This window comes from Sulfitobacter sp. 1A15258 (assembly GCF_043557045.1).
In the GTDB taxonomy this organism is placed as follows: Bacteria; Pseudomonadota; Alphaproteobacteria; order Rhodobacterales; family Rhodobacteraceae; genus Sulfitobacter; species Sulfitobacter faviae.
This window is the reverse complement of sequence record NZ_JBIFFK010000008.1, coordinates 41,077-54,673: the sequence shown is the minus strand read 5'-3', so window position 1 is coordinate 54,673 and position 13,597 is coordinate 41,077. Positions and strand designations below refer to the sequence as shown.

The window sequence follows — 13,597 nt, the reverse complement described above, 5'->3', positions numbered from 1 at the left end:
GGCGCGTGCTTTGCCGCTGTTAGGGGGTGATGTCGCAGCTGCCTGTGGGGGCGCTGGCAAAGACCTCATCAAAGGTGGCGCGCAGGGCAAGATCGACATCGTCCATCGTGACGGGCAGGCCCAGATCGACCAGCGAGGTCACCCCGTGGTTTGTGATGCCGCAGGGAACGATGCCGCCAAAATGGCTGAGGTCCGGCTCCACATTGATGCTGATGCCGTGGAAGCTGACCCATTTGCGCAGCCTGATTCCAATGGCGGCGATCTTGTCTTCGGCGGGGCTGCCATCGGGCTGGGCGGGTTTCTCGGGTCGTTGCACCCAAACGCCGACGCGACCGGGGCGGATTTCACCGCGCAGGTTGAATTGATCCAAAGTGGCGATGACCCAGTTTTCGAGCTGGCGCACGAAACAGCGCACATCGCGCCCCCGGGCGGCGACGTTGAGCATCACATAGGCCACCCGCTGGCCTGGCCCGTGGTAGGTGTACTGCCCGCCGCGCCGGGTGGGGTAGACGGGAAAGCGGTCAGGCTCCGTCAGGTCTTCGGCCCGCGCCGAGGTTCCGGCGGTGTAGAGCGGGGGATGTTCGACCAGCCAGATGCATTCCTCGGCCTCGCCGGCGGCGATGGCGTTGGCACGCGCTTCCATCCACGCCTCGGCGCTGCGGTAATCGGTCAAGCCGTCGGTGATGATCCATTCAACCATGGGGATGCCTTAGCAAGACCCGCGCCGCACCGCCAGAGGCACAGTGTTAAGCGGCGGCGTCGCGTTCCTCCAAGACCTTGCGCAGGATTTGGGTATAGTTTTCAGCCCCCTGCGCCCCGGTGATCAGGTATTTGCCCTCGAAGATCATCGACGGCACGCCGGAGATGCCGCGAGAAGTCCAGAATTGCTGCGCTTCGCGCGTCTGCTCGGCAAAACTGCCGCTGCGGAGCACTTCGAGCGCTTCATCCCGGTCCAATCCGACGGAAGCGGCAACATCGGCGAGCTCATCGGTATCGTTCACATTGCGCCCTTGGGTGAAATGCGCATCGAACAGGGCCATCTTCAGGGGATGTTGCAGCCCCTGGACCTGTGCCCATGTCAGCAGTTGATGCGCGGCAAAGGTGTTTTGCATCCGCGTGTCGTCGGAAAAGTTAAAGGTAAAGCCCAAAGCTTGGCCCATCTGCGTTAGCCGTTTGCGATTCTCGACCGATTGGGCAGGGGTGGAGCCGTATTTCTCGGCCAGATGTTCGGCCATGTTCTGGCCTTCGGCTGGCATCTGCGGGTTCAACTCAAAGGGGTGCCAACGCACGTAGGCGCCGACGCCAACCGCGCCGAGCGCTTGCTCAAGTTGTTTGTAGCCCACGATACACCAAGGGCACATCACATCCGATACGATATCGATCTGCACGGTGGGGGTGTCTGTGGGGGTGGCGGTGTCTGCGGGCATGGCGGTGTCTGCGGGCATGGCGTGTTCCTTCTTGCTTGCGTCACAGATGGCCCGCCGAACGCCCGCTTTCAACGGCTGAGCCGTCAGATTGCAGGGCGGTAAGGGGATTGTGATCGGGGGTGCGGCTGCGGAAAATCGGGGGCTGAACCCGCTTTCTGAAACGCATTGAAAAAATTTGCAGATTGCCTCTTCACAAGCCCTTGGTCTTTGGCTAAACCCCGCCCACCAACCATGGCGTGCGGTCGTGGCGGAATGGTAGACGCGCAGCGTTGAGGTCGCTGTGGGGTAACACCCGTGAGAGTTCGAGTCTCTCCGACCGCACCACCATGCTTTGCAATGCAAAGCGATGGTCGGACCCCTTGAAAGAAAAATCGTTTTTGTCCTCGTCTCGGGCCGTGGTCAGCCTACACTCTTGCTGCGCGGTATCTTGCCGATTCCGCGCGTGACACCTGCACGGGGCGGGGCAGGCCGTTCTCATCGCGCGATTCCCCCGGCAGAGTGTTTGCAGCCAAGGCGGCAATGCCGTTTAACGGTTGCTAAGAATAAGGCCCGTTTGGGCGGGCAAAGGAGAACCGGCGCGAAAACCGGGCTGACGAACGCAAGGAGGGTAGCGCGTGGCGCAACAAGGGCAGACTCAAGGGGCGGCGCTTTGTCTCGCTCTTGGACTACTTCTTGGCGGGGGGGCTGCGGCACAGGCTGCGGAACTGGCCATCACTGGCATCGCAGCGGATTCGGACCTCTATGCCACCCTGCGCGATGGCTCCTTGCTGGCCGAGCAGACTGATGAGGATTCCGAGCCTGCCACGCCGCAAGAATTGGTTGGCGCAGCACAGGCCGATTATGGGCGGCTTTTGGCGCTGCTTTACGACAAGGGGTATTTCGGGCCGACGCTCAAGATCACCTTGGATGGCGTCGATGCCGCCGCGATTCCCCCTGTGCAACCGCCGCGCCGCATCGACCGGGCCGTGATCACGGTAGACCCGGGGCCGAAGTTCCGCTTTGGCGCGACCCGCATCGCGCCCATAGCCCCGGGTACCGAGTTGCCGGACGGATTTGCCGCGGGGGAGACCGCGAGCCTTGGCGTGCTGAAGGAAACCGTCTCGGCCGGGGTCAGCGGTTGGCGTGACGTGGGCCACGCGAAAGCGGCATTGGCAGATCAAGATCTTGTGGCCAAACACCGTGAGCGCCAGATCGACGCTGCCCTGCGGCTGGCCCCGGGGCCAAAGCTGCGTTTTGGCGCGCTAAGTGTGACCGGCAACGAAGATGTGCGCACCGCGCGGCTGATCGAAATCGCAGGGCTGCCACAGGGAGAGGTCTTCTCGCCCGAAGAGTTGGAACTGGCCACCGAACGGCTGCGCCGCACGGGTGCCTTTGACGCCGTGGCGCTCATCGAAGCGGATCGCATTGGCCCCAACGACACGCTGCCCGTCACCGCGCAGGTGACCGAAGCACCCAAGCGGCGCTTTGGCTTTGGTGCGGAACTGTCTTCGCTCGAAGGGCTGACGCTGAGCACTTTCTGGCTGCACCGCAATCTGTTGGGCGGGGCCGAACGTCTGCGCCTCTCGGCTGAGATCGAAGGGATCGGCGGCAATTCGGGGGGCGAAGACTATACGCTCTCTGCCCGGTTCGAACGCCCGGCGACCTTTAATGAAGATACCAATTTCTACGCGCTGGCCACCTTGGAACAGCTTGATGAGGTGAATTACTTCTCGCGCCAGCTGGATTTGGAAGCGGGGATCGAGCGGATCGCCAATCAAAACCGCACCTATTCCGCGGGCCTCGGCCTGCGTGTGGCTGAGACCGAGGATGCCTTCGGCACCAACCAATACACCTTGCTGACCCTGCCACTGGGGGCCGAGTTCGACTACCGCGACAGTGAGTTGGACGCGACCGATGGCTATTACATCGACGCCAGCGTCACCCCCTTTGTTGCCCTGTCGGGGTCCGAAAGCGGGCTGCGCAGCTATCTTGATGCGCGCTACTACCGCAGCTTCGGGACGGAGCGCCCGGTGACGCTGGCCTTCCGGGGGCAGCTTGGTTCGGTCGCGGGGCCGGACTTGTCGGAAGCGCCGGCGGATTACCTCTTTTACTCCGGCGGGGGCGGCAGCGTGCGCGGGCAGCCCTATCAAACGCTTGGGGTTGAGCTGCCGAGCGGCGACACCGTGGGCGGGCGCAGCTTTGTCGGGCTTTCGGCAGAGGCGCGCGTGGCCCTGACCGAAAAGATCGGCGTCGTGGGCTTTGCCGATGCGGGCTATATCGGGTCGGAAGAATTCTACGACGGATCAGGCACTTGGCACTCGGGCGCAGGGCTGGGTCTGCGCTATGCCACGGGCATCGGGCCGATCCGGCTGGACGTGGCCGTGCCCACATCGGGGCCGGAAGTGGATGAAGATTTCCAAGTCTATATCGGGATTGGACAGGCGTTTTAATGCGACAGTTTTTGCAGATTCTCACCGCCAGCCTTGTCTATCTGGCATGCCTCACAGCGGCTGCCGCACAGGATGACGACAAGGGCTTTCTCACCCGGACCATTCAAGACGCGCTGAGCGGCGCGGGCCGCACCGTCAGCATCGACGGATTCGCAGGGGCGCTGAGTTCGGAGGCCTCCTTTGACCGGATGACGATTGCGGATGACGATGGCATCTGGCTGACGCTTGACGATGTGGTGCTGGATTGGAACCGTTCGGCCCTGCTGCGCGGACGGCTGGAGGTCGAGCAACTCACCGCCGGACGGCTCGATGTCGAGCGCCTGCCGGTCAGCAATGAAGTCGATCTGCCCGATGCCGAGGCCAAACCCTTTGCCTTGCCCGATCTGCCGGTCTCCATCGAAATCGCGGATTTCTCGGTGGATGAGATCAACTTGGGCGAGCCGATCTTGGGCGAGGCGGCGCAGCTTTCGGTAAGCGCCAATGCACGGCTGACCGATACGGTCGGCATCGTCGATTTTCAGGCCCGCCGCACCGATGGCAAACGGGGCGAGTTCGACATTCAGGCCGATTTTGACCGCACCGAAAATGTGCTGGACCTGTTGTTGAACCTGACCGAAGACCCCGAAGGCATCGCCTCGAAACTGCTGAACCTGCCGGGGCAGCCTTCGGTGCAGATGACCGTCGAAGGCGCAGGGCCGCTGGATGATTTCGCGACCGATGTGACCATCGCCACCGATGGGCAAGAGCGTTTGGCCGGGCAAGTGACCCTTGGCACGCAGGCCCCGCGCCGCGCCAGCGATACACCGGACCGCCGCATTCAAGCAGATATCGGCGGCGACATCACTGCGCTGCTCGCCCCGCGCTACCGCGACTTCTTCGGCGAGGACGTGCGGCTGGCGCTGGATGCGCTGCTTGAAAGCAACGGTGCGGTTGAGGTCAGCAGCTTTGCCCTTGCCGCGAATTCCGTCGATCTGCAGGGGCAGGTCACCTTGAACCAAGAGAAATGGCCGACGCTGATCGACATTTCAGGCCAGATTGCGAACCCCGACGGCACCTCGACCCTTCTGCCGATCTCGGGTGAGGGCACGCGGGTCGAAGCTGTGACCCTGCGGGTGGATTACGATGCTGCCGATGGCGACCGTTTCGACAGCGCCTTCGACATTACCGGGCTGGACACGGGCGCGCTGCAAATCGCGCAGACCCAACTGGCGCTCGACGGTATTCTCGAAGGCAACCTTGGCAGTTTGGGGCAATTCCTCGGCGATGTGACCTTTGCAACCGAGGGGCTGACGCTGACCGATCCGGCAAGTGCCGAGGCCATCGGCGATGCGATCACCGGCAGCGCCGAGATCCGCTTTGTCGAAGGTGAACCGATTGAGATCAACGGCCTGACCCTTTCGGGCGAAGACTATGGCCTGACCGGCGAAGCCGCGATCGACGGGGTCGACACCGGGCTGCTCACCCAGCTGAAGATGACGCTGGAAGCCCAAGATATCAGTCGCTTTTCCGCGCTGGCGGGCCGCGATATCGCTGGCGCCACGGCACTGGCGCTGAACGGCACGGTCACACCTTTGGGTGGCATGTTCGATCTGGCGATTGCCGGGGGGACCGATGACCTTGAGATCGGGATCGAACAAGCCGATGCGGTTCTTGCGGGGCGGACCAGCCTCAGCATGGTGGCGAAACGCAATGAAACGGGGACTTTCCTGCGCGATCTTGAGTTAAAGAACGATGCGCTGGACCTGACCGGCGATGTCGAGCTGCGCAGCGAAGACAGCCGTGCGGCCTTGGACTTCACACTCGCTGATGTCGGGCTGGTGTTGCCGCAATACGAAGGCCCCATCGCAGTCAAAGCGACAGCGGTGCAAGAGCCGCGCGGCTGGGTTGTCGACGCGGTCACCGATGGCCCCTATGACGCGGCGCTGACCGTTTCGGGCTTGGTCACGGGCGAGGACGCGCAGATCGACTTTACCGCCGATATCCCCCGGATCGAGGATTTCGTACCCGAGGCGGATATCACCGGCCCGGTCACCGCCAAAGGCGCATTGCGCCAGACGCCGCAAGGGTGGGAAATCGACACCGAAGCCAGCGGCCCGCTGGAGGCGCAGGCCTCGGTCGAAGGGTTGGTCACGCCGCGCGTCGATGTGGCCTTTGACCTGTCTCTGCCCGATATCCAACCCCTCGTCCCGCAGATCAACGGCGGGGTCGCGGCCAGCGGCACGCTGGCGCAGACCGAACAGGGGTTTGTCGTCGATACCATTGCCGATGGCCCCTACGACAGCCGCGTCGCGGTCGAAGGCTTGGCGACGGGGCCTGACATGGCGCTGCGCTTTGACCTGGCCTTGCCGGATGTCAGCCCGCTCGCCCCCGGGGTGAACGGGCCGCTGGCGGCCCAAGGCACGGTGCGGCAGCAGGAGAGCGGCATTGCCGTGGATGTCGCCGCGAGTGGCCCCTATGGCAGCAGCGCCGTGGTTGAAGGGCTGGCCACCGGCCCGAATATGGCGCTCAGCTTTGACCTCTCTGTGCCCGACGTCAGCCCCCTCGCACCCGGTGCGAACGGCCCGCTTTCGGCCACGGGCGACATCCGTCAGACCGATGACGGAATCGCCGTGGATGTCAGCGCCGATGGCCCCTATGGCAGCAGCGCCATGGTCGAAGGGCTGGTGACCGGAGAGGTCTCTCTGCGGTTCGATGTCTCGGTGCCCAACGTGAACCCGCTGGTGCCCAGTGTCTCGGGCTCTTTCGCGGCCAACGGCGTGGCGCGTCAGACCGAGAACGGCGTGGTCCTCGATGCCAGCGCCAGCGGCCCCTACGGCGCGCGGGCGACGGTCGAAGGTTTGGTCACCGGCCCCAATGCGGCGGTCGATTTCCAGTTGAACATGCCTGACATCGGCGCCTTGGTGGAACAGGTGAACGGCCCGCTCAGCGTCGCAGGCTCGGCCCGGCGCGAGGGGGAGGCATGGCGTATCGACACCAGTGCCAATGGCCCCGCAGGCACGCAGGCGACTGTGGCAGGGCTGGTGAACCCCGATGGGACGCTGAACCTCGATATCGCGGGCAATGCGCCGCTGGGGTTGTCGCGTCCCTTCCTCGCCCCGCGCAATTTGCAAGGCCAAGCGCGGTTCGATTTGCAGATCAACGGACCGGCGGCGCTGTCGTCGGTCAGCGGGCGCATCACCACCAGCGGCGCGACCTTCACCGCGCCGAACCTGCGGGTGGCGTTGCGGGGGATCGACGCGGATGTTCAGCTTGGGGGCAACCGGGCGCAGCTCAATGTGACCGGTCAGGCCGTCGATGGCGGAGAGCTGCGCGTGGCGGGGGCGATCACCCTGACACCGGCCTTGCCTGCGGATATCAACGTGACCCTGCGCAACCTCGTCTATGCGGACCCGAGCCTGTACAGCACCACGCTGAACGGCGATCTGCGGCTTGCAGGTCCCTTGAGCGGGGGGGCGCAGATTACCGGGGTGATCAACGCGGGCGAGACGAATATTCAGGTTCCCGCAACGGGTCTGACCTCGATCGGGGACATCCCGCAGATCACCCATGTCAACGCGCCCGCCGATGTGCTGGCGACCCGCCGCAAGGCCGAGTTGGAGGGAGCCGAGGCCGGGGACGATCCGGCGGCGGAGGCGTCCGGCCCCGGGTTCGGGCTGGACCTGCAACTCAACGCACCGAACCGGATTTACGTCCGGGGCCGCGGGCTGGATGCGGAACTGGGCGGCGCGCTGAACCTCAGCGGCACCACCAATCGCATCATCTCGGCCGGACGGTTCGAGTTGATCCGCGGGCGGCTCGATATCTTGGGCAAACGCTTTTTGCTCGACGAAGGGTCGATCCAGTTTCAGGGCGATTTCATCCCCTATATCCGGTTCGTCACCTCGACCGATACCGAAGCGGGGGAGGTGCGTGTCATCGTGAGCGGCCCGGCGAATGAGCCGGAGGTCACTTTCGAATCCACCCCTGCCGCGCCGCAGGACGAGGTGCTGTCGCAGCTGCTCTTTGGGCGCAACATCTCGGAAATCTCGGCCTTTCAGGCGCTTCAATTGGCCAGTGCAGTGGCGACCCTCGCAGGGCGCGGCGGGGACGGGGTGATCGGCAACTTGCGTGAGGGCTTTGGCCTCGACGATCTGGACGTGACCACCACCGAGGATGGCGAGACCGCGCTGCGGCTGGGGAAATACTTGACCGACAACATCTATACCGATGTGACGGCGGCCTCGGATGGCACGGGAGAGGTGTCGCTCAACCTCGATATTACCGAAAGCCTGACGGCCAAGGGCACCTTGGGCTCGGACGGCGACAGCAGCATCGGCATCTTTTTCGAGCGGGATTATTAATTGAAAGGGGCGCCTTACGGGGCGCCCTTTTTCTTAGCTGTCGTCGCGGGGGGTGAAGTGGCCGTAACGGCCTTGGTCGAACATCAAGCCCGCCGCCCCATCCTCGCGCAGGGCGACCTGTTGCACATGGCCCAAGATCAGCGAATGATCGCCCGCCGGATGCACGGCATAGGTCGCGCAGTGAAACCGGGCGAGGCAGCCTGCGAAAGTGGGCACACCGGCGGCGTCCTCCGTCCAATCGAAACCAGAGAAGTCATGGCCTTGGCTTGCGAAACGCTGGGCCAAACCCTCTTGATCCGCGCCCAAAACGTGGATGCAAAAGGATGCCGCCGAGGTGAAACTATCGTGCCGTTTGGATGAGATCGCAGGCGACCACAGCACCAAAGGCGGGTCGAGCGAGACCGAGGCGAAGGAATTCGCAGTCATCCCCAAGGGGCCTTGGGCGGTTTTTACGGTCACCACGGTCACGCCGGTGCCGAAACGCCCGAAGGCACGGCGCAGCGCCGGGGCATCGCCGCTGTCGGGCGAGAAGGGGATCAGATCATCACTCATAGCGACAAGCGGTGCCATGTGGCGGCTGATTTGTCCAGCGGTGCCGGGGCGTTGCGCATCGGCCCCCTTGCGCGGATTTTCGCGCCCGCGGTTGGGCCGAGGAACCGCCGCCAAGGCCCGGCGTTGGGCCAGCGATGAGAGGCATCATCGGCCCCAATTGGTGTCGATGCTGGCTGTCTGAAAGGGGCGGCGCAGGAGGTCTGCGCCGTCTGTCCAAGGCACCCGAATGCCGTTCACAGCAGAAAAGGCGCGTCTCGTCGCGCCGGAAAGTGACAAAGATGATGCATGCAAGCAAACTCACCCTCGGCGCGGCCCTTCTGAGCGCCACCGCCTTCGGCTCCACCGCGATGGCCGATGACAATGAGACCGTCGACCACGTCGAGATCGGCTCCCTGTCTTGCGATGTGGGCGAGGGCACTGGCTTCGTTTTCGGCTCCACCCGTGAACTGACCTGCACCTTTAATCCCATCGAAGAAGGTCTCGAAGATGAGACCTATGTGGGCGAGATCAACCGCTGGGGCGTCGATATCGGCAAGACCGAGAACGGCCAGATGTCATGGCTGGTGCTGGCGCCGACCGAGCAGGAATATTCCGAAGGCGGGCTGAACGGCAGCTACAAAGGCGTTTCCGCCGAGGCGACCGTCGGTGTCGGCGCGGGGGCCAACCTGATGACGGGTGGTTCCGAGAACACATTGGCGCTTCAGCCGCTGAGCGTGAACACCCAAACCGGCGTGAACTTTGCCGTGGGCGTGGGTGAGATCAACCTTCAACGCGTCGAAGGCTAACCCCGCGCGAAAACGCTTGAACTGACGAACCGGGCCGTCCCTTGGGGGCGGCCCATGTGCATGTGAGAGGCGTCAGAGCTTGGTCAGCCGGTCCCCCCGCCGAACGGTGCCGTCCTGAACGATTTTGCACAGAACGCCGCGCAACCGATGCGGGCGGTTTTCCTTTCGGTTGATCCACCGCAGGCTGTCTTGGCCATAGCGGTCGCGCCATTTGATGCAGCCGGTGTTGAACTTATCGCTCACCTCCAGCACCGCAGACCCGGCTTGAAGGCGCGTGCCGACGGGCAGGTTCTCATGGCCAAGGTCCATGTCCACGATCATCGTATCGCCGGGGTGCGGCGTGTTTGCGCGGTCGCGCCAGCAGAGGTCCATCACGCGTTTGGGCAGGATGGAGACCTGTATCCGCGGATCGGGGCTGCCGTCGGGCAGGGTCAGCCAAGGTTTCTCGGTCCAACGTTCGCCAAGGATGCCTTGCACCGCGGTCAGTTCCAGTTCATCACGGAAATCCCGCTCCCCATAGTCAGGGCGAAAGCAAAGTTCTTCGATCACGGCGCCATCCTTGGGTGCGGCGAGGATATCCGGCAGGGCGGCGTCACATTCCGCCGCGGAGGCGGGCGGCGGCACTTGGGGGGCGGTTTGGTCCATGTCTCTCTTTCTCATGCAACGCGGTGCGGGGGCAGGTAGCCGCCCGCGCCGCGCAGCGTGTCAGCGGTTCATGCGGTTGCCGATCAGATCGTCCACCACGCCGGGGTCCGCCAGCGTCGAGGTGTCGCCCAATGCGCCGTAATCATCCTCGGCGATCTTGCGCAGGATGCGGCGCATGATCTTGCCCGAACGTGTTTTCGGCAGGCCCGGTGCCCATTGGATCAGATCGGGCGAGGCGATGGGGCCGATCTCTTGCCGGACCCAATTGCGCAACTCGGCCCGCAACTCTTCGGAAGGCGCCTCACCGCTCATCAAGGTGACATAGCAATAGATGCCTTGGCCTTTGACGTCATGCGGGTAGCCGACCACGGCGGCTTCGGCCACTTTGTCATGCGCGACAAGGGCGCTTTCCACTTCGGCGGTGCCCATGCGGTGGCCCGAGACGTTAATCACATCGTCAACGCGGCCCGTGATCCAATAGTCGCCATCGGCATCGCGTTTGCAGCCGTCGCCTGTGAAGTAATAGCCCGGGTAATCGGCGAAATAGGTCTTTTCGAACCTTTCGTGATCGCCCCAGACCGTGCGCATCTGCCCCGGCCAGCTGTCGGCGATGCAAAGCACGCCCTCGGCGGGGTTGCCGTCGATCTCTTGACCCGATGTCGGGTCCAGCACCACCGGTTTGACGCCGAAGAAGGGTTTCATCGCGGCCCCCGGTTTCATGTCATGCGCGCCGGGCAGGGGGGTCATCAGATGGCCGCCGGTCTCGGTCTGCCACCACGTGTCGACGATGGGGCAGCGGTTCTGGCCGACGACCTCGTGATACCAGTTCCACGCCTCTGGGTTGATCGGCTCGCCCACGGTGCCGAGGATGCGCAGCGAGGACAGATCGCTTTTAGTCACATAGTCATTGCCTTGCCCCATCAGCGCGCGGATTGCGGTGGGGGCGGTGTAGAACTGCGTGACTTTATGCTTTTCGCAGACCTGCCAGAACCGGCTGGCATCCGGGTAGGTGGGCACGCCTTCGAACATCAGCGTTGTGGCGCCATTGGCGAGCGGGCCATAGACGATATAGCTGTGCCCGGTGACCCAGCCCACATCCGCCGTGCACCAGTAGATGTCGCCGTCGTGGTAATCGAACGTCACCTCATGGGTCAGCGCCGCATAGGTGATATAGCCGCCGGTGGTATGGACCACGCCCTTGGGCTGACCGGTGGAGCCTGAGGTGTAGAGGATGAAGAGCGGGTCTTCGGCGCCCATCGCTTCCGCTTCGCAGGTCTCGGCGGCATTCTTGATCAGTGCGTTGTAGTCGCGGTCGCGCGCATCGTCCCATGCCACGTCACCGCCCGTGCGGCGCACCACAAGGCATTGCACGGACGCATCGCATTGCGCCAGCGCCTTGTCGGCATTGGCCTTGAGCGGCGTGGCTTTGCCGCCGCGCGGTGCCTCATCCGCGGTGATCACCACCTTCGCCTCGCAACCGTTCACCCGCGCGGCCAAAGCATCGGGCGAGAAGCCTGCGAAAACGATCGAGTGAATCGCCCCGATCCGCGCGCAGGCCAGCATGGCATAGGCGGCTTCGGGGATCATCGGCATATAGATGATCACGCGGTCGCCTTTGCCCACGCCGAGATCACGCAGCACATTGGCCATGCGGCAGGTGGCGCTGTGGAGCTCGCGGTAGCTGATGTGTTTGGCCTCATCTTCGGGGCTGTCCGGCTCCCAGATGATCGCGGTCTGATCGCCGCGCGTCTCAAGATGGCGGTCGATGCAATTGGCGCTGACGTTCAGCTCGCCATCCGCGAACCAATTGATGCTGACCGACCCAAGGTCGAAGTTCACGTCGCGCACTTGGGTGAAGGGTTTGATCCAGTCGATCCGCTGCGCCTGCTCGCGCCAGAACCCATCGGTGTCGGTGACCGAGGCTTGGTACATCTTGTCATAGGTCTGCGCGTCCACATGGGCCCGGGCGGCCATGTCGGCGGATGGCGGATAGGTCTTGGCGGTGGCGTCGGACATGGTGGTTCCTCCCTTGATGTTCGCATCGCCACGGGGCGCGGGTCAAACCCGGTGGCCGTGGCGTCCTCCTCAGCCGGATCATAGCGGCCCGTGAAAAGAAGGGAATAAGCAACTGGATTACAAGGGCTTGCCTGTAAAGGTTTTTCCCGAAGGGTGCGAATTCTGTAAATTTTCCACTTACCCCCGGTGATTGGCACGGTTTTTCAAAGCCTTGCCAGTCAAACTTGGCGCTACTGTCTTGCGGCTGTCGTATTTGCGCGGCATGACGGGGTTGGCAGGCCAGCCCCCGCGGGGTAGCCTGTGCGCCAATCCGCCCACCCAAGGGCGGCAACTATGGGAGAGAGCCATCATGAAAAATCTGCTGAGCGGTGCCGCCGCCTGTGCGCTGACTGTCGCGTTTGTAAGCGAAGCTGCCGCGACCGAATGGAATGCCTCGGTCTGGGGCAAGCGCCGCGCCTTCACCGAACATGTGGAAAAGATTGCCGAACTGGTTTCTGAGAAGACCGACGGCGAATTCACCATCAACGTCAGCTACGGCGGCCTGTCCAAGAACCGCGAAAACCTCGACGGTATCTCCATCGGTGCCTTCGAGATGGCCCAGTTCTGCGCCGGCTACCACGCCGATAAGAACCGCGCGATCACCGTGCTGGAACTGCCGTTTTTGGGGGTGAGCAACCTTGAAGAGGAAGTCGCGGTTTCCAAAGCGGTCTATGACCACCCCGCCGTCGCCAAGGAGATGGCGCAGTGGAACGCGAAAATGCTGATGACCTCGCCCATGCCGCAGTACAACCTCGTCGGCACCGGCGATCCGCGCACCACGCTGGAAGATTTCGACGGCATGCGCGTCCGCGCCACCGGCGGTCTGGGCAAAGCCTTTGAAGCTGTCGGCGCCGTGCCCACATCCGTGACTGCGACCGAAGCCTATAACGCGATGGAATCGGGTGTCGTTGACACCGTGGCCTTCGCCCAGCACGCGCATCTGTCCTTTGGCACCATCAACAAGGCCGATTGGTGGACCGCGAACCTCAACCCCGGCACCGTGAACTGCCCTGTCGTGGTGAACATCGACGCCTATGAGATGCTGAGCGACGAAGAGCGCGAAGCGCTCGACAGCTCGGTCGATGAGGCGCTGGATCACTACCTCGCCAACTATGCGGAGCTGCTGGAGAAATGGGATTCCGTTCTCGAAGAAAAAGGCGTGGAGAAGGTTGAGTATTCTCCCGAAGTTATCGCCGAGTTCAAAGAGAAAGCCGCCGATCCCGCGCGCGAAGCATGGATCGAGAACATGGAAGCGCAGGGCATCCCGGGTCAGGAACTTTATGACCTCGTGATGGAGACGCTGGAAAAAGAGCGTGCCTCGAACTAAGCCCAGCCGGGCATGACTGTGAGGGCCGTGCGGATTG

General features: G+C 63.4%; 9 protein-coding genes and 1 tRNA gene. 5 read left to right on the top strand and 5 right to left on the bottom strand.

What is annotated here, in order from left to right; translation table 11 throughout:
• Positions 1–19: 19 nt before the first annotated feature.
• The gene (gene lipB / locus ACGYK9_RS15555) at positions 20–700 is read right to left on the bottom strand and encodes a lipoyl(octanoyl) transferase LipB (protein WP_394412802.1); all 681 of its coding nucleotides are present in this window, start codon (positions 698–700) and stop codon (positions 20–22) included.
• Between the two features lie 46 nt (positions 701–746).
• Positions 747–1,445 carry a DsbA family oxidoreductase gene (locus tag ACGYK9_RS15550; protein ID WP_394412799.1) on the bottom strand — a complete coding sequence of 233 codons (699 nt, stop codon included), beginning with the start codon at positions 1,443–1,445 and terminating at the stop codon, positions 747–749.
• Between the two features lie 220 nt (positions 1,446–1,665).
• Here ACGYK9_RS15550 and ACGYK9_RS15545 point away from each other — a divergent pair.
• The 3 genes from ACGYK9_RS15545 to ACGYK9_RS15535 all read left to right on the top strand — a co-directional run bounded on the left by ACGYK9_RS15545 (position 1,666) and on the right by ACGYK9_RS15535 (position 8,196).
• Positions 1,666–1,751 (top strand) — tRNA-Leu (locus tag ACGYK9_RS15545).
• A gap of 290 nt (positions 1,752–2,041) precedes the next feature.
• On the top strand, positions 2,042–3,856 hold the full coding sequence (locus tag ACGYK9_RS15540; protein ID WP_394412796.1) for an autotransporter assembly complex family protein: 1,815 nt from the start codon (positions 2,042–2,044) through the stop codon (positions 3,854–3,856).
• Positions 3,856–8,196 (top strand): translocation/assembly module TamB domain-containing protein, encoded by a 4,341-nt coding sequence (locus ACGYK9_RS15535; RefSeq protein WP_394412792.1) that lies wholly within the window; start codon positions 3,856–3,858, stop codon positions 8,194–8,196. The genes ACGYK9_RS15540 and ACGYK9_RS15535 overlap by 1 nt, the downstream gene beginning before the upstream one ends.
• 33 nt (positions 8,197–8,229) lie before the next feature.
• Here the strand turns inward: ACGYK9_RS15535 and ACGYK9_RS15530 are convergent, their stop codons facing one another.
• Positions 8,230–8,766: a flavin reductase family protein gene (locus ACGYK9_RS15530; protein ID WP_394422589.1), complete on the bottom strand. Its 537-nt coding sequence runs from the start codon at positions 8,764–8,766 to the stop codon at positions 8,230–8,232.
• 260 nt (positions 8,767–9,026) lie between these two features.
• Between ACGYK9_RS15530 and ACGYK9_RS15525 the strand changes: the two genes are divergently transcribed.
• Positions 9,027–9,533: a DUF992 domain-containing protein gene (locus tag ACGYK9_RS15525; RefSeq protein ID WP_394412786.1), complete on the top strand. Its 507-nt coding sequence runs from the start codon at positions 9,027–9,029 to the stop codon at positions 9,531–9,533.
• Positions 9,534–9,605: 72 nt separating this feature from the next.
• Here the strand turns inward: ACGYK9_RS15525 and ACGYK9_RS15520 are convergent, their stop codons facing one another.
• Entirely contained in the window at positions 9,606–10,178 is a 573-nt protein-coding gene (locus ACGYK9_RS15520; protein ID WP_394412783.1) for an MOSC domain-containing protein, read from the bottom strand.
• 60 nt (positions 10,179–10,238) lie between these two features.
• Positions 10,239–12,194, bottom strand: coding sequence for an acetate--CoA ligase (gene acs, locus ACGYK9_RS15515; protein WP_394412780.1), 1,956 nt, complete (start codon positions 12,192–12,194; stop codon positions 10,239–10,241).
• A 349-nt stretch (positions 12,195–12,543) separates the two neighbouring features.
• Here acs and ACGYK9_RS15510 point away from each other — a divergent pair, with 349 nt between their 5' ends.
• Positions 12,544–13,560: a C4-dicarboxylate TRAP transporter substrate-binding protein gene (locus ACGYK9_RS15510; protein ID WP_271689627.1), complete on the top strand. Its 1,017-nt coding sequence runs from the start codon at positions 12,544–12,546 to the stop codon at positions 13,558–13,560.
• Positions 13,561–13,597: the final 37 nt, after the last annotated feature.

Bases quoted from the DNA above. Each gene is read 5' to 3' on its own strand.
- ACGYK9_RS15520 (WP_394412783.1), bottom strand. From the start codon at position 10,178: ATGGACCAAACCGCCCCCCAAGTGCCGCCGCCCGCCTCCGCGGCGGAA.
- ACGYK9_RS15525 (WP_394412786.1), top strand. From the start codon at position 9,027: ATGATGCATGCAAGCAAACTCACCCTCGGCGCGGCCCTTCTGAGCGCC.
- ACGYK9_RS15535 (WP_394412792.1), top strand. From the start codon at position 3,856: ATGCGACAGTTTTTGCAGATTCTCACCGCCAGCCTTGTCTATCTGGCA.
- lipB (WP_394412802.1), bottom strand. From the start codon at position 700: ATGGTTGAATGGATCATCACCGACGGCTTGACCGATTACCGCAGCGCC.
- acs (WP_394412780.1), bottom strand. From the start codon at position 12,194: ATGTCCGACGCCACCGCCAAGACCTATCCGCCATCCGCCGACATGGCC.
- ACGYK9_RS15510 (WP_271689627.1), top strand. From the start codon at position 12,544: ATGAAAAATCTGCTGAGCGGTGCCGCCGCCTGTGCGCTGACTGTCGCG.
- ACGYK9_RS15550 (WP_394412799.1), bottom strand. From the start codon at position 1,445: ATGCCCGCAGACACCGCCATGCCCGCAGACACCGCCACCCCCACAGAC.
- ACGYK9_RS15530 (WP_394422589.1), bottom strand. From the start codon at position 8,766: ATGGCACCGCTTGTCGCTATGAGTGATGATCTGATCCCCTTCTCGCCC.